This is a genomic window from Angustibacter speluncae (genome assembly GCF_054777815.1).
Map to the genome: position 1 here is coordinate 1 of NZ_BAAHAF010000008.1, position 19,898 is coordinate 19,898.

Below are 19,898 nucleotides of genomic sequence, written 5' to 3' on the forward strand. Positions count from 1 at the left end.
GGCCGAGCCGCCGCTGACCGCCCCGTCCACCGCTCCCGACGGGTCGTCGTGGGGTGCCGCCGCCCCGGCCGGTCCGCCGCACGGCGGCGGGCAGGTCCGCGACCTCGACACCCACCGCCGGCGCCGGCGCCGTGCCACCACCTGGTTCGCGGCGGCCGCGAGCGTGGCCGTCGTGGCCGTCGGCGGCAGCCTGCTGCTGCCCGGTCTGCTCGAGCGGTCCGGCGACAGCGCCACGGGTGCGGCCGAGGACTCCGGCGTCGGCGGCGCGCCACCGCCGGCCGCCCAGCCCTCGGTCGACCCGTCCGACGTCGACCGGGGCGGGGGCTCCTCCGTCCAGGGCGGCGGCGGGGTCGTCGACCTGAGCGGCACCGACTACTCGGCCTCCTCCCTGCCCCGACAGGCCGCGGCCCTGCTCGCCGCGGCGCCCGACGACGGCGGGCAGGAGCTGTCCGAGGCGCCCGACGCCGACGCGGCGCTCGAGCGGCTCCGGGCGCTGCCCGACTGCCTCACCGCGCTCGGGTTCGGCTCGCTCACCCGGGCGGTCGACCTGGCCACCTACGAGGGCGAGCCCGCCACCGTGGTCGTGCTCGACGAGCCGGGCGACGACCTGGTCGTCGTGGTGCCCGCCGCCTGCGGGGCCGGCGACGACCGCCTGCTCGACTCCGCGCCGCTCCCCTGACGTCCCGACCCGGGGGCCCGGACGCCCCCGCGGGGCGGCGGGTGCGGGGAACACCGGGCGCCTACCATCGGTTGACCACGACGCACCGCGCGGACCCCGCGCGGACGCACCCGTCCCCGACCCGAGGCAGGCAGACCACCCGTGAGCACCGCACCCGGCACCACGTCCGCGCCCGAGCAGCAGCCCGTGCACCAGGTCGTCGTCGTGGGGTCCGGACCCGCCGGGTACACCGCCGCCGTCTACGCGGCGCGGGCCGACCTGTCGCCCGTCGTGATCGCGGGCTCGGTCACCTCCGGCGGCGCGCTGATGAACACCACCGAGGTCGAGAACTACCCCGGGTTCCCGAACGGCCTGATGGGCCCCGACCTGATGGACGCGATGCGCCAGCAGGCCGAGCGCTTCGGCGCCCGGATCGAGTACGACGACGTCGTGGAGCTCGACCTGGCCGCCGACCCCAAGCGGCTGGTCACCGGCGGCGGGCAGACCTACCTGGCCCGCACCGTCGTGCTGGCCACCGGGTCGGCGTACCGCGAGATCGGCCTCGAGAACGAGAAGCGGCTCTCCGGCCGCGGCGTCTCGTGGTGCGCCACCTGCGACGGCTTCTTCTTCAAGGAGCAGGACATCGTCGTGGTGGGCGGCGGCGACTCGGCGATGGAGGAGGCCACCTTCCTCACCCGGTTCGCGCGGTCGGTCACGATCGTGCACCGGCGCGAGGAGCTGCGGGCGTCCAAGATCATGCAGGACCGCGCCTTCGCCGACCCGAAGATCTCCTTCGCCTGGAACAGCGAGGTCGTCGACGTGCTCGGCGAGGAGAAGGTCACCGGCGTGCGCCTGCGCGACACCGTCACCGGCGAGGAGCGCGACCACCCGGCCACCGGCCTGTTCGTCGCGATCGGCCACGACCCGCGGGTCGAGCTGTTCGCCGACCAGGTCGACCTGACCGCCGAGGGCTTCGTGGCGGTCGACGGCCGCTCCTCGCGCACGAACCTGCCCGGCGTGTTCGCCTGCGGCGACGTCGTCGACCACGAGTACATGCAGGCGATCACCGCCGCCGGCTCCGGCTGCGTCGCGGCGCTCGACGCCGAGCGGTACCTCGCGGCGCTCGACGACGACCCCGTCCCCGCCCGCGAGGAGCAGGTCGTCGGCGCGGTCTGAGGCACCGTCGGACCCGTCCGGCACGATTCCCCGCAAGCACCCAGCACGTCCCGCCAGCACCACCCACCCGCACGACCGACCGCTCCGGAGGACCCCCATGGCCGAGAACATCAAGGACGTCACCGACGCCACCTTCGACTCCGAGGTGCTGCAGGCCAGCGGCCCCGTGCTCGTCGACTTCTGGGCGCCGTGGTGCGGCCCGTGCCGCCAGGTCTCCCCGATCCTGGAGGAGCTGGCCGCCGAGCACGGCGACAACCTCACCGTGGTGAAGGTGAACAGCGACGAGAACCCCGGCGTCGTCGGCCGCTACGGCATCCTGTCGCTGCCCACGCTCAGCGTGTACTCCGGCGGCGAGGTCGTGAAGCAGATCGTGGGCGCCCGGCCGAAGCCGGTCCTGGTCCGCGAGCTCGCCGACTTCCTCGGCTGAGCACGAGCGGGCGACGCCGGCACCCGGCGTCTGGTAGGCAAGCGCGGTGACCCACGTGCTGCGTCCCGGCGACCGCGGACCCCGCGTGCTCGCCGTGCGCGTCCGCCTCGCCGAGCTCGGCGTGCCCACCCGCGACGACGACCAGCAGGACGTCTTCGACCCCGGGCTCGAGCGCGCCGTCCGGGGCTTCCAGCAGACCCGGGGGCTCGTCGCCGACGGCCTGGTCGGCCCCGACACCGCTCGCGAGCTCGAGGCGGCCCGCTGGCGGCTGGGCGACCGCATCCTGCGGTTCGTGCCCGGCCACCTGCAGCACGGCGACGACGTGCAGCAGCTCCAGCGCGAGCTGGCGCGGCTCGGCGTGCTCGCCGGCCGAGCCGACGGCCTGTTCGGGCCCGACACCGAGCGTGGCGTGCGCGAGCTGCAGCGCGGGGTCGGCCTCGTCCCCGACGGCACCTGCGGGCCCGACACGCTGCGCGCCCTGGCCCGGCTGAGCCGGTCGGTGTCCGGCGGCAACGTGGCCGCGCTGCGCGAGGGCGAGCGGCTGCGGGCCACCGGCCCGAGCCTGGTCGGACGGGTCGTGGTGATCGACCCCGGGCACGGCGGCGACGACACCGGCGTCACGGGCCACGGCCTGGCCGAGGCCGACGTCGTGCTCGACGTCGCCCGTCGGCTCGAGGGACGCCTGGCCGCCACCGGCGTCACCGCCGTCCTCACCCGGGGCGAGCTGCAGGACCCCAGCAACAGCGAGCGGGCCGCGCTGGCCCGCCGGGTCTCGGCCGACGTGGTCGTCTCGCTGCACTGCGACCGCGACGAGCGCGGCCGCGGGGAGGGCGTGGCGACCCACTACTGGGGTGGACGCGACGCCCTCAGCGCCTCACCCACCGGGCAGCGGCTCGCCGAGCTGGTGCAGCGCGAGGTCGTGGCGCGCACCGGCCTGGTCGACTGCCGTGCCCACCCGCGCACCTGGGAGCTGCTGCAGGTCACCTCGATGCCGGCGGTCTGGGTCGAGCTCGGCTACCTCAGCCACCCGGGCGACGCCGAGCGGCTCGGCTCGCCGGCGTTCCGCGACACCTGCGCCGAGGGTCTGCTCGCCGCCGTGCAGCGGCTGTTCCTGCCCGAGCAGCAGGACTGGTCGACCGGCAGCCTGCACCTCGACGACGTGCTCGCGATGGTCGACGCGTCCGCGCGCACCTGACCGGCTCGTCGCCACCGGCCGGGGCGGTCAGCCGGACGCGAGCGCCGGCACCTTCACGGTGCCGAGGATGCGCTCCAGCGCGTGCTCGACGTCCTCGCGCCACGACAGGGCCGTGCGCAGGTCGAGCCGCAGCCGCGGCGTGCTGCGGTGCGGCCGCACCGTCTTGAAGCCCACCGCGAGCAGCAGGTCGGCCGGCACCAGGCACGGGTGCGACGACGTGCGGGTGCCGCCGAGGCCGTGCTCGGTCGCGTCCGTCGTCCCGAACGCCTCGATCGCGCGGACGCCGCGGCGGGTGAGGTCCTTGGCGGCACCCTGCACCAGCATCCGGGCGATGCCGCCGCCGCGGTGCACCGGTTGCACGCCCCCCGTCATGAGCAGCACCGCGTCGGCGCCCACGGGCGAGGTCGGGAAGCCGCCGGCGCGCGGCACGAACTGCGGCGGGGCGTAGGTGACGAACCCGACCGGCTCGTCGTCGACGTAGGCCAGCCGCCCGCAGCTGCCCCACTCCAGCAGCACCGCCGACAGCCACGACTCCTTCTCCAGGTCGGTGCCGCCGGCGCGCTCGGCCGCCCTTGCCGCGACCGGGTCGAGCTCCCACACCACGCACGAGCGGCACGGCGCCGGCAGGTCGCCGACGGTGTCGAGGGTGAGGGCGGCGAGCCGACGGCTCACGGGCCCTCGTCCCAGCCGCCGACCTCGCTCGCGTCGTCGTCGAGGCGGCGCGGACGCAGGAGGGCGAGGACGAAGGCGACCACAGCGCCCGCGGCGAGTCCCAGCAGGATGGGTCGCAGCACCGTCATGACACACTCCAGGAGGCGCGAGGAGCCGGTCGCCCGAGGACCGGCGAGGCCCATCCTAGGACGAGCGGCGAGGCGAGCAGGAGGACAGGCAGTGGATCCGCAGCAGCCGGTGCCCGGCGGCGGCACCACCCTCGACCCCTGGGTCGGACGCTACGCGGCCCGCACCCGGGGCATGTCGGCCTCCCAGATCCGCGCCCTGTTCGCGGTGGCCAGCCGGCCCGAGGTGGTCTCGCTCGCCGGCGGCATGCCGAACCTGGCCGCGCTCCCCCTCGACGCCGTCGCGCAGGTGGTGCACGACCTCGTCGCCGAGGCCGGCACGACCGCCCTCCAGTACGGCTCGGGGCAGGGCGATCCCGCGCTGCGGGAGGCGATCTGCGAGGTGATGGCCGAGGAGGGCGTGCACGCCCACGCCGACGACGTCGTCGTCACCACCGGCTCGCAGCAGGCGCTCGACCTGGTCACCCGCGTGTTCTGCGACCCGGGTGACGTCGTGGTCGCCGAGGCGCCGAGCTACGTCGGTGCGCTCGGGGTGTTCCGGGCGTACCAGGCCGAGGTCGTGCACAGCCCGATGGACGACGACGGGCTCGACCCGGTGGCGCTCGACGCGACCCTCACCGCGCTGGCGGCGGCGGGCCGGACCGTGAAGCTGGTCTACACCGTCCCGAACTTCCACAACCCGGCCGGCGTCACGCTGTCGGCCGCCCGGCGTCCGCAGGTGCTCGAGGTGGCGCGCCGCCACGGCGTGCTCGTGCTCGAGGACAACCCCTACGGGCTGCTGGGGTTCGACGCCGACCCGCTGCCCGCCATGCGCTCGCTCGACACCGACGGCGTCGTCTACCTCGGGTCGTTCTCCAAGACGTTCGCGCCGGGGCTGCGGGTGGGCTGGGCGGTGGCGCCGCACGCCGTCCGCGACAAGCTCGTGCTGGCGACCGAGTCGGCGATCCTGTGCCCGTCGGCGTTCTCGCAGATGGCGATCCAGCGCTACCTGGCCGGCCACGACTGGCGGCACCAGGTGAAGCTGTACCGCGAGGTCTACCGCGAGCGGCGCGACGCGATGCTCGGCGCGCTCGCCACGCACCTGCCCGGTGCGTCGTGGACCGTGCCCGCCGGCGGGTTCTACGTCTGGGCCCGGCTGCCCGACGGTCTCGACGCCCAGGCGATGCTCCCCCGCGCGGTGACCGCGCGGGTCGCGTACGTGCCGGGGACGGCTTTCTACGCCGACGACCCCGGTCTCGACGGCGCCCCTGCGGCCGACCGCGGGGAGCAGCACCTGCGGCTGTCGTACTGCTACCCGACGCCCGAGCGCATCGTCGAGGGCGTGCGTCGTCTGGCCGGCGTGGTCGACGCCGAGCTCGAGCTGCTCGAGACGTTCGGTACCACCCACGGCGCCACGGGTGGCCGTGAGGTCCGTTCTCCCGCACCGGATCTGGCATGAGCGAGCCGAAGGTCCTCGTCCTGGCGGGCGGGCTGTCGCACGAGCGCGAGGTCTCGTTGCGCAGCGGACGGCGGGTGAGCGACGCGCTGCGCGAGAGCGGGTGCGAGGTGGTCGAGAGCGACCTCGACGCCCACCTGCTGGCCCGGGTCGCCGAGGAGGCGCCCGACCTGGTGTGGCCGCTGCTGCACGGCGCGAGCGGCGAGGACGGCTCGGTGCGCGACGTGCTCGACGTCGTCGGCGTCCCGTACGTCGGCGCCGACGCCGCCGCGTGCCGGCGCGCCTTCGACAAGCCCACCGCGAACGACCTGGTCGCGGCCACCGGCATCGCCGTCCCGGCGTCGGTGTCGTTGCCGCACAGCCTGTTCCGCGAGCTCGGCGCCGGCGTGGTGCTCGACGCGCTGGTCGGCCGGCTCGGGCTGCCGCTCGCGGTGAAGCCGACCCGCGGCGGCTCCGCGCTCGGCGTGACGGTGTGCGACGACCGCGCCGACCTGCCGCGGGCGATGGTCGACTGCTTCGCCTACGGCGACACCGCGCTGGTGCAGCGGGCGGTGCGCGGACGTGAGATCGCGGTCTCGGTGGTCGACACCGGCGACGGACCGGGCGCGCTGCCGCCGGTCGAGATCGTCCCGGCGGGAGCGGCCTACGACTACCAGGCCCGCTACACCGCCGGTGCCACCGAGTACTTCGCGCCGGCGCGGCTCGGCACCGCGCTGCTCGAGCGGGTCGAGCAGGTCGCCGTGCAGGTGCACCGGGCGCTCGGGCTGCGTGACGTCTCGCGCACCGACCTGGTCGTCGCGGACGAGTCCGGCGACGCCGAGGTGTGGTTCCTCGAGGTCAACGTGGCACCTGGCATGACCGAGACCTCGCTGCTGCCGCAGGCGGTCTCGGCGTCCGGGCGCGACCTGCCCGTGGTCTGCCGCGGCGTGGTCGACGCCGCACTCACCCGCGCCCGAGGCTGAGTCGCGCTGAGATCACCTGCGTCGCAGGCGATCTCGCGCCTCAGTCGCGGAACAGACCCTTCTCGTCCGGCGCCATGACGCCGAGGATGCGGTTGAGGTCCTCCACCGACGCGAAGTCGATCGTGACCCGACCCTTCTTCGCGCCGAGCGCGATCTTCACCGAGGTGTCGAACCGGTCGCCGAGGCGCGAGGCCAGGTGGTCGAGCGCCTCGTGCCGCGAGCCGGCGGTGGCGCGACGGCGCTTCGGGGCCGGCTCGGCGTCGCCGCCGAGCGCGACGACCTCCTCGGTGGCGCGCACCGACAGGCCCTCGGCCACGATCCGCTGGGCGAGCCGCTCCATCGCGGCGCCGTCGGCGAGGCCGAGCAGCGCCCGGGCGTGCCCGGCCGAGAGCACGCCGGCGCCGACCCGGCGCTGCACCAGCGCCGGCAGGTTCAGCAGCCGGATGGTGTTGGAGATCTGCGGGCGGGAGCGGCCGATCCGGGTGGCGAGCTCGTCGTGGGTGCAGCCGAAGTCCTCGAGCAGCTGCGCGTAGGCGGCCGCCTCCTCCAACGGGTTCAGCTGGCTGCGGTGCAGGTTCTCCAGCAGCGCGTCGCGCAGCAGGTCGTCGTCGTGGGTCTCGCGGACGATCGCCGGGATGCGCTCGAGCCCCGCCTCGGTGCTGGCCCGCCAGCGGCGCTCGCCCATGACGAGCTCGTAGCGCGGGCTGCCGTCGTCGGCCGGGGCGACCTGGCGCACGACGACCGGCTGCAGCACGCCGATCTCCCTGACCGAGTGCACCAGCTCGGCCAGCGCGTCCTCGTCGAACACGGTGCGCGGCTGGCGCGGGTTCGGCACCACCTGCGCGAGCGGCAGCTCGGCGAACCGCGCACCGGGCACGGGGAGCAGCTCGTCCTCGGCCGCAGCGGCGCTGCCGGCCCCGGCCTCGGTGGGCGGTGCCGCGTCCGCCGGCGGCTCGGCGACCGTGGTGGACGACGTCGGCTGCGCGGATGCCCCGGGGAAGAACACGTCGACCGGGCGCTCGCCCGCCGGGCGCTCACCGCTCGGGATCAGCGCGCCGAGCCCTCGTCCGAGGCCACGCTTCTTCTCGCTCACGACTGCTCCTCCGTGGGGGTCTGCTCGGGGTCCGCCGGTGCCGCGCCGCGCTCGGCGAGCTCGCGGGCGGCGGACAGGTACGACAGCGCGCCGCTGCTGCCGGGGTCGTACGTCATCACGGTCTGGGCGTGGCTCGGTGCCTCCGAGATGCGCACCGACCGCGGGACGGTGGTGCGCAGCACGATCTGCGGGAAGTGGGTGCGCACCTCCTCGGCCACCTCGGCGGCCAGCCGGGTGCGACCGTCGAACATCGTGAGCAGGATCGTCGAGACCTGCAGCTCGGGGTTGAGGTGCGCCTTGATCAGCTCGATGTTCTTCAGCAGCTGGCTCAGGCCCTCGAGCGCGTAGTACTCGCACTGGATCGGGATGAGCACCTCCTGCGCCGCGGAGAAGGCGTTCACCGTGAGCAGCCCCAGGCTCGGCGGGCAGTCGACGAGCACGTAGTCGAGCCGCGGCAGGCCCTGCGCCTCGCGGTGCGCGAGGTAGGCCTGCAGCGCGGTGCGCAGCCGGGTCTCGCGGGCGACCATCGGCACCAGCTCGATCTCCGCCCCGGCCAGGTCGATGGTGGCGGGCGCGCACCACAGCTGCTCGACGTCGGGGCACTGCTGCACCACGTCGGCCAGCGGCAGCCCCTCGACCAGCACCTCGTACAGCCCGGCGATGCCGGCGTGGTGGTCGATGCCGAGCGCAGTGGAGGCGTTGCCCTGGGGGTCGTTGTCGAGCACGAGGACGTGCAGGCCGGACTGGGCGAGGGCGGCGGCGAGGTTCACCGTGGTGGTGGTCTTGCCGACGCCACCCTTCTGGTTCGCGACCGTGAGCACCCGGGTCCGGGTGGGCGGCGGGAACCGGCGGCCCTGCAGCGCGATCCGTCGGCGGGCGTTCTCCGCGATCTCCTGCGCCAGCGGGGTGGTGTCATCCATCTCCGGGATCGACGACGCCAGCTCGGCGCGCTCCTGCTCCGTCGGCTCGGTTCCACGTGGAACATCCGGCAGCGGGTCCGTCAGCGGGTCGGCGAGGGCGTCCATGGGCGACGGCACGGTTCCACGTGGAACCGACACCTGGCGGGAGCCCGCGAGGCCCTGCCACCCGACCGGGGTGGGCGTGGGGGCGGCCGCGACGACCGGCCAGCCCAGGCCGGTGGTCACCGCGTCGGCGGTGAGGTCGCTCAGCACGTGCACGTCCTCCTGGTGGGTCACGGGCGCCGCCGCTGCGGGCCGGTGGTCAGCCTAACGACGGTGGTGGGCTGCTCCAGGACGGCCTCCCCGCACCGGACCACCTCGTGCCCGACGACGCCGAGCCGGCGGAACGCCTTCGACGCCGCGGCGACCTCGTCCGCCGCGCTGCGGCCCTTGATCGCCAGCACCTGGCCACCGGGGACGGTCAGCGGCACGGTCCAGCGCGCCAGCTTGTCCAGGGCGGCGACCGCCCGCGCGGTGACGACGTCGGTGGCGTGCGTCCCCCGCACCTCCTCGGCCCGCGCCCGCACCACCTCGACGTCCAACCCCAGGTCGTCGACCACCATCGACAGCCACGCCGTCCGCCGCTCCAGCGGCTCGACCAGGATGACCCTCAGGTCCGGCCGCGCGATCGCGACCGCCAGCCCCGGCAGCCCCGCACCGCTCCCCACGTCGAGGACGGAAGCCCCCTGCGCCACCAGCTCGCCCAGCACCGCGCAGTTCAGCACGTGCCGCGTCCACAGCCGCGGCACCTCCCGCGGCCCGATCAGCCCCCACTCCACCCCGGTGCTCGCCAGGTGCCCCACGAACCGTGTCGCCAACTCACCCCGCCCAGCAAAGACGGCGTCGACCACCACCGCGTCGACGACCTCGATCTGGGCGAGCGAATGGGGATCAGATGCGTCAGACACCAGTACCTCCTTCAGGCTCCCTGTGATGGACGGGGGACGGTGCGGGTCGGCGCGGTGGTTGTGTCTGTTCCACGTGAAACGAGCGGGAACGTGAGGTGACCGCGGGTGCGAGCCCGCTTTCGCAGACGTCAGACGAAGTCAGTCAAGAAAGCGGGCGAGCCCCGCGGTCACCGGAGGCAACCAGCGGGGCTCGTTCCACGTGAAACAGGACGTCAGGCGGGAAGGACGACCACGTGCCGTCCCGCGTCCTCACCTTCGGACTCGGACCGCAGACCCGCAGCGGCGACCACGTCGTGCACGACCTTGCGTTCGAACGGGGTCATCGGCTCCAGGCTGAGCCGCTCGCCGCTCTCCTTGACGGTGTCGACCGCGCGGGACGCCACCTGCTCGAGCTGGCTGCGGCGGTCGGCCCGGTGGCCGGCGACGTCGAGCATCAGCCGGGTGCGCTCGCCGGTGCGGGCCTGGACGGCGAGCCGGGTGAGCTCCTGCAGCGCGTCGAGCACCTCGCCGTCACGGCCGACGAGGCGCTTGAGCGCGCGCTCGGAGCCGGGGTCGGCGACCACGGAGACGGCGGCGCGGCCGTTCTCGACGTCGATGTCGATGTCGCCGTCGAGGTCGAGGATGTCGAGCAGCTCCTCGAGGTAGTCGGCGGCGACGTCGCCCTCCTCCTCGAGGCGCTGGACGCCGGTACCGCGGGCAGCGGGGGTGGCCGCGGTGTCGTCGCCGGACTCCTCGGCCGGGGCCGCGACGTCGTCGGTCGTCGCCGCGGGGGCGTCGACGGCGTCCGCCTGGTCGGTGGGGGTGGCGTCGGCCGGCGCGGTGTCGGCCTGGGGCGTGGTGTCGGTCATCGGTTCTCCTGGACGGGTCGGGCCGGGTGCCGGGGCACGCCGGGTCCGGGGTGGGGTCGAGGGGGCGGGCTCAGCCGGAGGCGCGGGCGCCAGCCGCGTCGTCGTCGTCGTCGTCACCGGCGGCTGCCTGCGCGGGACGGGCCGGTCCCTTGCGCTGGCGGTCCTTGCGCTTGGGCTGCACGCGCTGGCCGACCGGCTTGGCCGGCTCGTCGTCCTTCGCCAGGCTCGGGGTGCCCGGGACGGGCTTGCCCTTGCGGGCGAGCCGCTCGTTGCGGGCGATCTCGGCCGGGGAGCCGGGCGCGGGGCGACGGGCGATCACGTAGAGCTGCTGACCCATCGACCAGAAGTTGGTGGTGAGCCAGTAGATGAGGACGCCGATCGGGAAGTTCACGCCGGTGACGGCGAAGACCAGCGGCAGGACGTAGAGCAGCACCTTCTGCTGCTGCATGAAGGGGTTGCCCTCCATCGCGGCCGCGGGCATGTTCTTGGTCATCAGCTGGCGCTGGGTGATGAACTGCGACAGCGACATCAGCACGATGAGCACGACGGTCAGCAGCTTGACCTCGAGGCCGTCGCTGTTGAGGAAGGTCGACGACAGCGAGGCGCCGAAGATCTCCGAGCTGTCGGCCTGGCGGGCGAGCTCGACCGTCAGCGGGCCGATCTCGCGCTGGTTCACCACGTACTCGTTGAGCACCCGGAACAGCGCGAAGAAGATCGGCATCTGCAGCAGGATCGGCAGGCACGACGCGAACGGGTTGGTGCCCGTGCGCTTGTACAGCGCCATCGTCTCCTGCGTCATCGCCTGGCGCGACGCCTCGTCCTTCTTGCCCTTGTACTTGTCCTGGATCTTGCGCAGCTCGGGCTGGATCAGCTGCAGGCCGCGCGAGGCGTTGATCTGCTTGACGAACAGCGGGATCAGCAGGATGCGGATGACGACCGTCAGTCCCACGATCGACAGCGCCCAGGTCCACCCGGACGCCTCGTCCATGCCGGCCGCGGTGAGCAGCGAGTGGAACTGGACCATGATCCAGGCCACCGCGATCTCGAGCGGCTTCAGGATCTCCAACGTGGTCTCCTCGGGTGGGTCGGTCGTGCGGACGGGTCAGGGGTGGTGCGGGGCCGATCGGACGTGCTGCTCGGACCTGCGGACGCGGTCCCTCGCAGGAGGAACCTGATCGACGCCCCCCGGGTTCCACGGGTGGCACCGCCCGACCCGCCGGACGGCGAGCCAGGTGCCGCGCAGCGCGCCGTGCACGCGCAGCGCCTCGACCGCGTAGGCCGAGCAGGACGGGTAGAACCGGCACCGCGGCCCGAGCAGCGGCGAGACCAGCAGCTGGTAGGCCCGCACCAGCAGCACCAGCAGCAGCGACGGGAGCCGGACCAGGGTGCGGCGCACGGTGCTCACGGCCTGGCCGCCGCGTGGCGCAGGCACCGTTCGAGCGCGGGCCGCAGGTCGGCGTCCAGCTCGGCGCTGGTGCTGGTGGCCGCGGGCGGCAGCGCCCGCACCACCACCAGCGCACCGGCGGGGAGCTCGGGGAGCAGCGGGCGCATCAGGTGCCGGAGCCGGCGCTGGACGCGGTTGCGGACCACCGAGCCGCCGACGGCCTTGGAGACGACGAAGCCGACCAGGGGCACCTGGTCGGCGTGTCGGTCGTCGGGCGCGGCCTGCCGGACCGCGACGTGGACGACGAGCCGGCGGCGGCCGGAGCGCACCCCGTGCCGGATCGCCTGCGCGAAGTGCTCGCCGCGGACGAGACGGTGGCGCGCCGGCAGCACCGGTGCTCGCGCGCGTCAGCGGGCGTGGCTCAGGCCGACAGCTCGGCGCGGCCCTTGCGGCGGCGCGCCGCGAGGATGGCGCGGCCGGCGCGGGTGCGCATGCGCAGCCGGAAGCCGTGCGTCTTGGCCCTGCGGCGGTTGTTGGGCTGGAAGGTGCGCTTGCTCACGACGTCTCCGGGTCCTCGTACGGGGAAGGGTGTGGACGCGCGCGGGACGCGCGTCTCGGCCGGCCTGTGGCGGCGACCTCGGCGGTGCACGCGGGCGTGCGACAGCATCGGTGCCGACAGGCTCGTTCACGGTACGGCCCGGCCGAGGCGGGGTCAAACCGGTCCCTGCGTGGACGACGTCCCGCCCAACCGAAAATCGTCGCGCGAGGCGCGCCGTGCGGCCCGCAACCGGCCCGGCGTGTCGCGCGACCGGCGCCGATCCGGGCGTCCGCGAGGTGTCCTGATCGGGTTGTGGATGACTCCGCGGACTTGTTAGCGTCACCCGTCGCGGGACCGGACCGGCACGTCGTCCGGACCCGGTCGGACCGCTTGCCACCGCCCCCGCCCACAGGATGTGGACAAGTCTGTGGACCGCCTCCGGGCGACGTCGAAGGAGGCGCTGGGACTTGCCTGATTCCGCGGACCTGCTGCAGGTCTGGCGCGAGGTGACGGCCGACCTGCAGGGCGACTCCCGCGTGAGCCCCCAGCAGCTGGCGTTCCTGCGGCTCTCGCGCCCGCTCGCGTTCGTCGACGGCACCGCGCTGCTGGCCGTGCCGGACGAGCTCACCAAGCAGGTGCTCGAGAACCGGCTGCGCGAGCCCGTCACCGAGACGCTCAGCGCGCGGTTCTCCGCCCCGGTGCGGCTGGCGATCACGGTCGACCCCGACGCCACCGCCGTCCCCGACCCGGACGACGAGCCCGGCGTCGAGGAGCCCGAGCCGGTGCTCGCCGCGCCCGTGCCGGGCACCGGCCGCCACGTCGGCGCCCCCGAGTCGCGGCGCGAGCGCCAGGCCGAACCCGCCCGGCTCAACCCGCGCTACACCTTCGACACCTTCGTGATCGGCGCGTCGAACCGGTTCGCGCACGCCGCGAGCGTCGCGGTGGCCGAGGCGCCGGCCAAGGCGTACAACCCGCTGTTCGTCTACGGCGACTCCGGTCTGGGCAAGACCCACCTGCTGCACGCGATCGGCGACTACGCCCAGCACCTCTACCCGGGCGTGCGGGTGCGGTACGTGAACTCGGAGGAGTTCACCAACGAGTTCATCAACTCGATCCGCGACGACAAGGCGCAGGTGTTCCAGCGGCGCTACCGCGACGTCGACGTGCTGCTCGTCGACGACATCCAGTTCCTGCAGGGCAAGGTGCAGACGCAGGAGGAGTTCTTCCACACCTTCAACGCGCTGCACCAGGCGAACAAGCAGGTCGTGATCACCTCCGACCTGCCCCCCAAGCAGCTGTCCGGCTTCGAGGAGCGGATGCGCTCGCGGTTCGAGTGGGGCCTGCTCACCGACGTGCAGCCGCCCGACCTCGAGACCCGCATCGCGATCCTGCGCAAGAAGGCGATCGGCGACCAGCTGCGCGCCCCGGACGACGTGCTCGAGTACATCGCCTCGAAGATCGCGACGAACATCCGCGAGCTCGAGGGCGCGCTGATCCGGGTGACGGCGTTCGCGAGCCTGAACCGCCAGCCGGTCGACCTGCAGCTGGCCGAGGTCGTGCTCAAGGACCTGATCAGCGACGGCGACGGCCACGAGATCACCGCCTCGACGATCATGGCCCAGACCGCCGACTACTTCGGGCTCACGCTGGAGGACCTCACCGGCACCTCCCGCTCGCGGGTGCTGGTCACCGCGCGCCAGATCGCGATGTACCTGTGCCGCGAGATGACGGAGATGTCGCTGCCCAAGATCGGGCAGGCCTTCGGCGGCCGCGACCACACCACCGTCATGCACGCGAACCGCAAGGTGCGCGAGCTGATGACCGAGCGGCGCTCGATCTACAACCAGGTCACCGAGCTGACGAACCGGATCCGGCAGCAGCCCCGCGCCTAGGACTTCCCTACGCTCGGGGGGTGACCGACCCCGCCGAGCAGCTCGCTCCCCTCGTCAGCGCCGCCATCGAGCGCGCCCTCGGACCCGACCACGCCGGGGCCGACCCGGTGCTGCGCCCCAGCCGGTTCGCCGACGTGCAGGTGAACGCGCCGCTGGCGCTCGCCAAGGCGGTCGGCACCAGCCCGCGCGAGGTCGCGGCCCGCCTCGTCGACGCGCTCGAGCTCGACGGCGTGTGCTCGGCGGTCGAGGTCAGCGGTCCCGGTTTCGTCAACCTCACCTACGACGACCGGTGGCTGGAGTCGCTGCTCGCCGAGCAGGCCGCCGACGACCGGCTCGGGGTGCCGGCGCAGCCGCAGCAGGTCGTCCCGATCGACTACTCGGCGCCGAACGTCGCCAAGGAGATGCACGTCGGCCACCTGCGCACGACGGTCGTCGGCGACGCGCTGGCCCGCACGCTCGAGCACCTCGGCCACCACGTGGTGCGGCAGAACCACATCGGCGACTGGGGCACGCCGTTCGGCATGCTCATCGAGCACCTGGTCGACGTCGGCGAGGACTCCGACACGGCGCGGCTGCTGGAGAGCGACCCGAACGCCTTCTACCAGGCGGCCCGCACCCGCTTCGACGGCGACGAGGACTTCGCCGCCCGCGCCCGCGCCCGGGTGGTGAGCCTGCAGGCCCTCGACGAGGAGACGCTGCGGCTGTGGCGGCACCTGGTCGAGCTGTCCAAGGCCTACTTCCACCGCATCTACGACACGCTCGGCGTCACGCTCACCGACGACGACCTGGCGGGCGAGTCGACCTACAACGACGAGCTGGCCGGCATCTGCGCCGAGCTCGAGGAGCGCGGCATCGCCCGGGTCAGCGACGGCGCGCTGTGCGTGTTCCTCGACGGCTACACCGGCCGCGAGGGCAAGCCGGTGCCGCTCATCGTCCGCAAGAGCGACGGCGGGTACGGCTACGCCACCACCGACCTGGCCACCGTGCGGCACCGGGTGCGCGACCTCGGCGGCGACCGGCTGCTCTACGTCATCGGCGCGCCCCAGTCGCTGCACCTGCAGATGGTGTGGCAGACCGCGCGGGTCGCCGGCTGGCTGCCGGACGACGTCGAGGTGGTCCACGTCCAGATCGGCAACGTGCTCGGCGAGGACCGCAAGATCCTGCGCACCCGCTCGGGCAGCCCGCTGCGCCTGGTGCAGCTGCTCGACGAGGCGGTCGCCCACGCCCGGCGGATGGTCGACGAGGCCCGGCCCGAGCTCGACGAGGCGGTGCGCGCCGAGATCGCGCCGCAGGTGGGCATCGGGGCGGTGAAGTACGCCGACCTGTCGGTGGCGCACGACTCCGAGTACGTCTTCGACCTCGACCGGATGGTGCAGCTCACCGGCGCGACCGGGCCGTACCTGCAGTACGCGACGGCTCGCGTCCGCTCGATCTTCCGCGCCGCCGGCGAGGAGCCGCGACGCGGACCCGTCGCGCTCGGCGAGCCGGCCGAGCGGGCGCTCGCGCTGCGCCTGCTGCAGTTCGGCACCGTCGTCGCCCAGGTCGGCGACCAGCTCGAGCCGCACCGCCTCTGCGCGTACCTGTTCGAGCTGGCCCAGGACTTCTCCGCCTTCTACGAGGCCTGCCCCGTCCTGAAGGCCGAGCCGGACGTGCGCACCTCGCGCCTGGCGCTCGCCGCGCACACCCACGACGTCCTGGTGCAGGGCCTGGACCTGCTCGGGATCGCCGCTCCGGCGCAGATGTGACCCACTTCTGAAGCGGTTGACCACACCTGTGGACAAGCCTGTGGATCTGTGGACGGGCGGGGTGTCGGCGGTGGATCCGGGGTGGACGGGCGGCCGCCGGCGCGCACGGGCCGCTCGTCGTCCACCGCCCCGCACCGGTCGGCCCCGCGCCGTCCACAGGCCGCCCACAGCCGTCCGGACGGTCTGACCTGCGGGAACGCCCGTCGTCCCCAGCTCCCACAACCGCTATGACAACGACAAGTCCCTTGCTCTGATCCCGGGAGATCGAACGACGCACCTGGGGATGTGGACGGACCTGCCGGCCCCGCCCCGACCGACCGGGCGAGGACCCGCACCCGCTTACCGACTGACGGCGGTCTGTCGTACTGTCGTCCGCGCACGGCAGGCGCACCGCGGACGCGGCTGTGGGACATCGAGCACGCCCGTGCTCCGAGAGGGGTCGAAGTGAAGCTGCGCGTGGAGCGCGACGTGCTGGCCGAGGCCGTGGGCTGGACCGCGCGGTCGCTGCCGAGCCGCCCGCCCGTGCCCGTGCTGGCCGGCCTGCTGCTCGAGACCACCGACGAGGGCGTGCTGCGGCTGTCGGGGTTCGACTACGAGGTCTCGGCGCAGGTCGAGGTGCCCGCCCAGGTCGACGACCCGGGTCGCGCGCTCGTCTCCGGCCGGCTGCTCGCCGACATCTGCCGCAGCCTGCCCGACAAGCCGGTCGACCTCGTCCAGGACGGCGCCAAGATCGTCCTGACCTGCGGCGCCAGCCGGTTCACCCTCATGACGATGCCCGTCGAGGAGTACCCGGCCCGTCCGCAGATGCCGGCCGAGGCCGGCACCGTCGCCTCCGACGTGTTCAGCCAGGCCGTCGCCCAGGTCACCGTCGCCGCCAGCCGCGACGAGACGCTGCCGATCCTCACCGGCGTCCGGCTCGAGATCACCGGCGAGACCGTCACGCTGATGGCCACCGACCGCTACCGGCTCGCCCTGCGCGAGCTGCCGTGGCGCCCCGCCGCCGGCGACCTCGAGAGCGCGACCCTGGTGCGGGCACGCACCCTGTCCGAGGTCGCCAAGACCCTCGGCTCGGGCGGCGACGTCACCGTCGCGCTGTCCTCCGACGGCAGCGGCGGCCAGGACCTCATCGGCTTCTCGGCCGGCGGCCGCCGCACCACCTCGCTGCTCGTCGACGGCGACTACCCGAAGGTGCGGGCGCTGTTCCCGGCCAGCGCGCAGACGCACGCGGTCGTCGAGACCGCGGCGCTGGTCGAGGCGGTCCGCCGCGTGGCGCTGGTCGCCGAGCGCAACACCCCCGTCCGGTTGTCGTTCTCCGACGGCCAGGTCACGCTCGAGGCGGGCCAGGGCGACGACGCCCAGGCCTCCGAGGCGCTGGCCGCCAGCCTGGTGGGCGAGGACATCACGATCGCGTTCAACCCCTCGTTCCTGCTCGACGGCCTCGGCGCGCTCGGCACCTCGCACGTGCGGCTGTCGTTCACCCAGGCCACCAAGCCCGCGGTGCTCACCGGGCAGACCTCGGCCGAGGGCGACGACGACACCGCGTACAAGTACCTGCTGATGCCGGTGCGGATGGCGGGCTGAGCCCACCAGCCGCCGCCCCACCCGCGCCCGACCCGAGCTCGACCCCCCGACCCCAGGAGCAAGCTGTGCACATCGGACTCGTCGGCCTCGGGAAGATGGGCTTCAACATGCGCGAGCGGCTGCGCCGCGGCGGTGTCGAGGTCACCGGGTTCGACCGCAACCCCGAGGTCACCGACGTCGACTCGCTCGCCGCGCTGGTCGAGGCGCTGCCGGCGCCGCGCACGGTCTGGATCATGGTCCCGGTCGAGGTCGTCGAGCCGGTGGTCGAGGAGCTCGCGGGCCTGCTGTCCGAGGGCGACCTGGTGATCGAGGGCGGCAACTCCCGGTTCAGCCAGGACGCCGTCAACGCCGCCACGCTCGGCGAGCACGGCATCGGCTACCTCGACTGCGGCGTCTCCGGCGGCGTGTGGGGCCTCGACAACGGCTACGGCCTGATGGTCGGTGGCGACGCCGCGCTGGTCGAGCGCTCGATGCCGGTGTTCGACGCGCTGCGGCCCGAGGGCCCGCGCGAGGAGGGCTTCGTCCACGCGGGCGCCGTCGGCGCCGGGCACTACGCGAAGATGGTGCACAACGGCATCGAGTACGGCCTGATGCACGCCTACGCCGAGGGCTACGAGCTGCTCGCCGCCAAGGACATCGTCACCGACGTGCACGGCACCTTCCAGGCGTGGACCCGCGGCACCGTCGTCCGGTCGTGGCTGCTCGACCTGCTGGTGAAGGCGCTCGACGAGGACCCCGGGCTGGCGGGCATCAAGGGCTACGCGAACGACTCCGGCGAGGGCCGGTGGACCGTCGAGGAGGCGATCGCGAACGCGGTGCCGATGCCGGTCATCAGCGCCGCGCTGTTCGCCCGGTTCGCCTCCCGCCAGGACGACTCGCCCGCGATGAAGGCGGTCGCCGCCCTGCGCAACCAGTTCGGCGGCCACGCGGTCACCGCGGCCGGCGACGGCCCGGGCGTCTCCCCCGAGCACGCCGACGAGGCCGGCCCGAGCTCGGGTGCCGGCGAGGTGCACTGACCTGCACGTCGCCCACCTGTCGCTGGCCGACTTCCGCAGCTACCCCCAGGTCGAGCTCCCGCTCTCGCCCGGTCCCACCGCGCTCGTCGGCCGCAACGGCCAGGGCAAGACCAACCTGGTCGAGGCGATCGGGTACGTCGCGACGCTGGCGAGCCACCGGGTCGCCACCGACGCCCCCCTGGTGCGGGCCGGCGCCGAGCGCGCCGTCGTGCGCACGTCCGTCGTCCGCGACGGGCGCCCGACCCTGGTCGAGCTCGAGATCACGCCCGGGCGCGCCAACCGCGCGCGGGTGAACCGCTCGCCGGTCCCGCGCCCGCGCGAGGTGCTCGGCCTGCTGCGCACCGTGCTGTTCGCCCCCGAGGACCTCGCCCTGGTCAAGGGCGACCCGGAGGGCCGGCGCCGCTTCGTCGACGACCTGCTCGTGCTGCTCGCCCCGCGGTACGCCGGCGTCCGCGCCGACTACGACCGCGTGCTGCGCCAGCGCAACACGCTGCTGAAGCAGGCCGCGCCGCCGCGCTCGTCCCGCGGCCGCCGCGAGCGGGTGCCGGACGCGTCCGGCGCGAGCGTCGACTCCACCCTCGACGTCTGGGACGACCAGCTCGCCGCGCTCGGCGGCGAGCTGCTGGCCGCGCGGCTGTTCCTGCTGCGCCGGCTCGCCCCGCACGTGCAGGAGTCGTACCGGCAGGTCTCGGACGCCGAGGGCCTGGCCGTGCTCGGCTACCGCTCCACCCTCGAGGAGGCGACGCCGGCGCTCGCGGGCGTGCTGGCGGGCGACGGCGAGCTGCCCGGCCGGGCCGACCTCACCGCCGCGATGGCGGCCGCGCTCGCCCAGGCCCGCCCGCGCGACCTCGAGCGCCGGCAGTCCACCGTCGGGCCGCACCGCGACGACGTGCAGCTCGACCTCGGCGAGCTGCCCGCGAAGGGCTACGCCTCGCACGGCGAGTCGTGGTCGTACGCGCTCGCGCTGCGGCTGGCGTCCTACCAGCTGTTGCGCGCGGAGGCCGGCGCGGGCGACGGTGACCCCGTGCTGGTGCTCGACGACGTCTTCGCCGAGCTCGACTCCGGCCGCCGCACCCGCCTCGCGGGCCTGGTGGCCGGGGCCGAGCAGGTGCTGGTGACGGCCGCCGTCGAGGCCGACGTCCCCGCCGAGCTGGCCGGCGACCGCGTCCAGGTGCAGGCCGGTGAGGTGACCCGTGGCTGACGACGCCGGTCCGGCCGCGTCCGAGCAGGAGCCGGAGCCGGCGCCGCAGGGCGCCGACGCCGCCCGCGCCGCGCTCGCGCGGG

General features: G+C 74.3%; 20 protein-coding genes and 1 pseudogene. 11 read left to right on the forward strand and 10 right to left on the reverse strand.

Features of this window, described 5'->3' with window-relative positions; genetic code table 11:
• The 4 genes and pseudogenes from ACYVKY_RS00765 to ACYVKY_RS00780 all read left to right on the forward strand — a co-directional run.
• Window positions 1-679: pseudogene (locus ACYVKY_RS00765) on the forward strand (hypothetical protein); the annotation flags it as partial.
• Between the two features lie 141 nt (window positions 680-820).
• Window positions 821-1,834, forward strand: coding sequence for an NAD(P)/FAD-dependent oxidoreductase (gene trxB, locus ACYVKY_RS00770; RefSeq protein ID WP_460433079.1), 1,014 nt, complete (start codon window positions 821-823; stop codon window positions 1,832-1,834).
• A gap of 97 nt (window positions 1,835-1,931) precedes the next feature.
• Entirely contained in the window at window positions 1,932-2,261 is a 330-nt protein-coding gene (gene trxA, locus ACYVKY_RS00775) for a thioredoxin family protein (RefSeq protein WP_460433080.1), read from the forward strand.
• A gap of 46 nt (window positions 2,262-2,307) precedes the next feature.
• Complete coding sequence (locus ACYVKY_RS00780; RefSeq protein WP_460433081.1) at window positions 2,308-3,456, forward strand: N-acetylmuramoyl-L-alanine amidase; 1,149 nt, start codon at window positions 2,308-2,310, stop codon at window positions 3,454-3,456.
• Between the two features lie 27 nt (window positions 3,457-3,483).
• On the opposite strand, the gene ACYVKY_RS00785 is transcribed toward ACYVKY_RS00780, so the two are convergent.
• Both ACYVKY_RS00785 and ACYVKY_RS00790 read right to left on the reverse strand, forming a co-directional pair.
• On the reverse strand, window positions 3,484-4,128 hold the full coding sequence (locus tag ACYVKY_RS00785) for a GNAT family N-acetyltransferase (RefSeq protein WP_460433082.1): 645 nt from the start codon (window positions 4,126-4,128) through the stop codon (window positions 3,484-3,486).
• Window positions 4,125-4,256, reverse strand: a complete 132-nt coding sequence (locus ACYVKY_RS00790) for a hypothetical protein (RefSeq protein ID WP_460433083.1) — start codon at window positions 4,254-4,256, stop codon at window positions 4,125-4,127. The genes ACYVKY_RS00785 and ACYVKY_RS00790 overlap by 4 nt, the downstream gene beginning before the upstream one ends.
• A gap of 91 nt (window positions 4,257-4,347) precedes the next feature.
• Between ACYVKY_RS00790 and ACYVKY_RS00795 the strand changes: the two genes are divergently transcribed.
• Together ACYVKY_RS00795 and ACYVKY_RS00800 are read left to right on the forward strand one after the other, a co-directional pair.
• Window positions 4,348-5,691, forward strand: a complete 1,344-nt coding sequence (locus tag ACYVKY_RS00795; protein WP_460433084.1) for an aminotransferase-like domain-containing protein — start codon at window positions 4,348-4,350, stop codon at window positions 5,689-5,691.
• Window positions 5,688-6,650: a D-alanine--D-alanine ligase family protein gene (locus tag ACYVKY_RS00800; RefSeq protein WP_460433085.1), complete on the forward strand. Its 963-nt coding sequence runs from the start codon at window positions 5,688-5,690 to the stop codon at window positions 6,648-6,650. The genes ACYVKY_RS00795 and ACYVKY_RS00800 overlap by 4 nt, the downstream gene beginning before the upstream one ends.
• A gap of 40 nt (window positions 6,651-6,690) precedes the next feature.
• On the opposite strand, the gene ACYVKY_RS00805 is transcribed toward ACYVKY_RS00800, so the two are convergent.
• The 8 genes from ACYVKY_RS00805 to rpmH all read right to left on the reverse strand — a co-directional run bounded on the left by ACYVKY_RS00805 (window position 6,691) and on the right by rpmH (window position 12,401).
• Entirely contained in the window at window positions 6,691-7,743 is a 1,053-nt protein-coding gene (locus tag ACYVKY_RS00805) for a ParB/RepB/Spo0J family partition protein (protein ID WP_460433086.1), read from the reverse strand.
• Entirely contained in the window at window positions 7,740-8,939 is a 1,200-nt protein-coding gene (locus tag ACYVKY_RS00810) for a ParA family protein (RefSeq protein ID WP_460433087.1), read from the reverse strand. Before ACYVKY_RS00810 ends, ACYVKY_RS00805 begins: the two co-directional genes overlap by 4 nt.
• Window positions 8,936-9,610: a 16S rRNA (guanine(527)-N(7))-methyltransferase RsmG gene (rsmG, locus tag ACYVKY_RS00815; protein WP_460433088.1), complete on the reverse strand. Its 675-nt coding sequence runs from the start codon at window positions 9,608-9,610 to the stop codon at window positions 8,936-8,938. The genes ACYVKY_RS00810 and rsmG overlap by 4 nt, the downstream gene beginning before the upstream one ends.
• A gap of 212 nt (window positions 9,611-9,822) precedes the next feature.
• Window positions 9,823-10,458: a Jag family protein gene (locus ACYVKY_RS00820; protein ID WP_460433089.1), complete on the reverse strand. Its 636-nt coding sequence runs from the start codon at window positions 10,456-10,458 to the stop codon at window positions 9,823-9,825.
• Window positions 10,459-10,528: 70 nt separating this feature from the next.
• Window positions 10,529-11,524: a membrane protein insertase YidC gene (gene yidC / locus ACYVKY_RS00825; protein WP_460433090.1), complete on the reverse strand. Its 996-nt coding sequence runs from the start codon at window positions 11,522-11,524 to the stop codon at window positions 10,529-10,531.
• Window positions 11,525-11,560: 36 nt separating this feature from the next.
• A complete protein-coding gene (yidD, locus tag ACYVKY_RS00830; RefSeq protein WP_460433091.1) occupies window positions 11,561-11,863 on the reverse strand; it encodes a membrane protein insertion efficiency factor YidD in 303 nt (100 codons plus the stop codon).
• The gene (gene rnpA / locus ACYVKY_RS00835; protein WP_460433092.1) at window positions 11,860-12,234 is read right to left on the reverse strand and encodes a ribonuclease P protein component; all 375 of its coding nucleotides are present in this window, start codon (window positions 12,232-12,234) and stop codon (window positions 11,860-11,862) included. The genes yidD and rnpA overlap by 4 nt, the downstream gene beginning before the upstream one ends.
• A gap of 29 nt (window positions 12,235-12,263) precedes the next feature.
• A complete protein-coding gene (gene rpmH / locus ACYVKY_RS00840; RefSeq protein WP_010849920.1) occupies window positions 12,264-12,401 on the reverse strand; it encodes a 50S ribosomal protein L34 in 138 nt (45 codons plus the stop codon).
• Window positions 12,402-12,847: 446 nt separating this feature from the next.
• Between rpmH and dnaA the strand changes: the two genes are divergently transcribed.
• The 5 genes from dnaA to recF all read left to right on the forward strand — a co-directional run bounded on the left by dnaA (window position 12,848) and on the right by recF (window position 19,815).
• Window positions 12,848-14,272 carry a chromosomal replication initiator protein DnaA gene (gene dnaA, locus ACYVKY_RS00845; RefSeq protein ID WP_460433093.1) on the forward strand — a complete coding sequence of 475 codons (1,425 nt, stop codon included), beginning with the start codon at window positions 12,848-12,850 and terminating at the stop codon, window positions 14,270-14,272.
• A gap of 20 nt (window positions 14,273-14,292) precedes the next feature.
• Window positions 14,293-16,017, forward strand: coding sequence for an arginine--tRNA ligase (argS, locus tag ACYVKY_RS00850; protein ID WP_460433094.1), 1,725 nt, complete (start codon window positions 14,293-14,295; stop codon window positions 16,015-16,017).
• Between the two features lie 444 nt (window positions 16,018-16,461).
• Window positions 16,462-17,598, forward strand: a complete 1,137-nt coding sequence (gene dnaN, locus ACYVKY_RS00855; RefSeq protein WP_460433095.1) for a DNA polymerase III subunit beta — start codon at window positions 16,462-16,464, stop codon at window positions 17,596-17,598.
• A 65-nt stretch (window positions 17,599-17,663) separates the two neighbouring features.
• On the forward strand, window positions 17,664-18,614 hold the full coding sequence (gene gnd / locus ACYVKY_RS00860; protein WP_460433096.1) for an NADP(+)-dependent, decarboxylating phosphogluconate dehydrogenase: 951 nt from the start codon (window positions 17,664-17,666) through the stop codon (window positions 18,612-18,614).
• Between the two features lies 1 nt (window position 18,615).
• Window positions 18,616-19,815: a DNA replication/repair protein RecF gene (gene recF / locus ACYVKY_RS00865; RefSeq protein WP_460433097.1), complete on the forward strand. Its 1,200-nt coding sequence runs from the start codon at window positions 18,616-18,618 to the stop codon at window positions 19,813-19,815.
• The last annotated feature ends 83 nt before the right edge of the window (window positions 19,816-19,898 follow it).

Excerpts from the sequence above, each read along its gene's own strand:
- trxA (WP_460433080.1), top strand. The coding sequence starts at position 1,932 with ATGGCCGAGAACATCAAGGACGTCACCGACGCCACCTTCGACTCCGAG.
- ACYVKY_RS00800 (WP_460433085.1), top strand. The coding sequence starts at position 5,688 with ATGAGCGAGCCGAAGGTCCTCGTCCTGGCGGGCGGGCTGTCGCACGAG.
- ACYVKY_RS00790 (WP_460433083.1), bottom strand. The coding sequence starts at position 4,256 with ATGACGGTGCTGCGACCCATCCTGCTGGGACTCGCCGCGGGCGCTGTG.
- ACYVKY_RS00820 (WP_460433089.1), bottom strand. The coding sequence starts at position 10,458 with ATGACCGACACCACGCCCCAGGCCGACACCGCGCCGGCCGACGCCACC.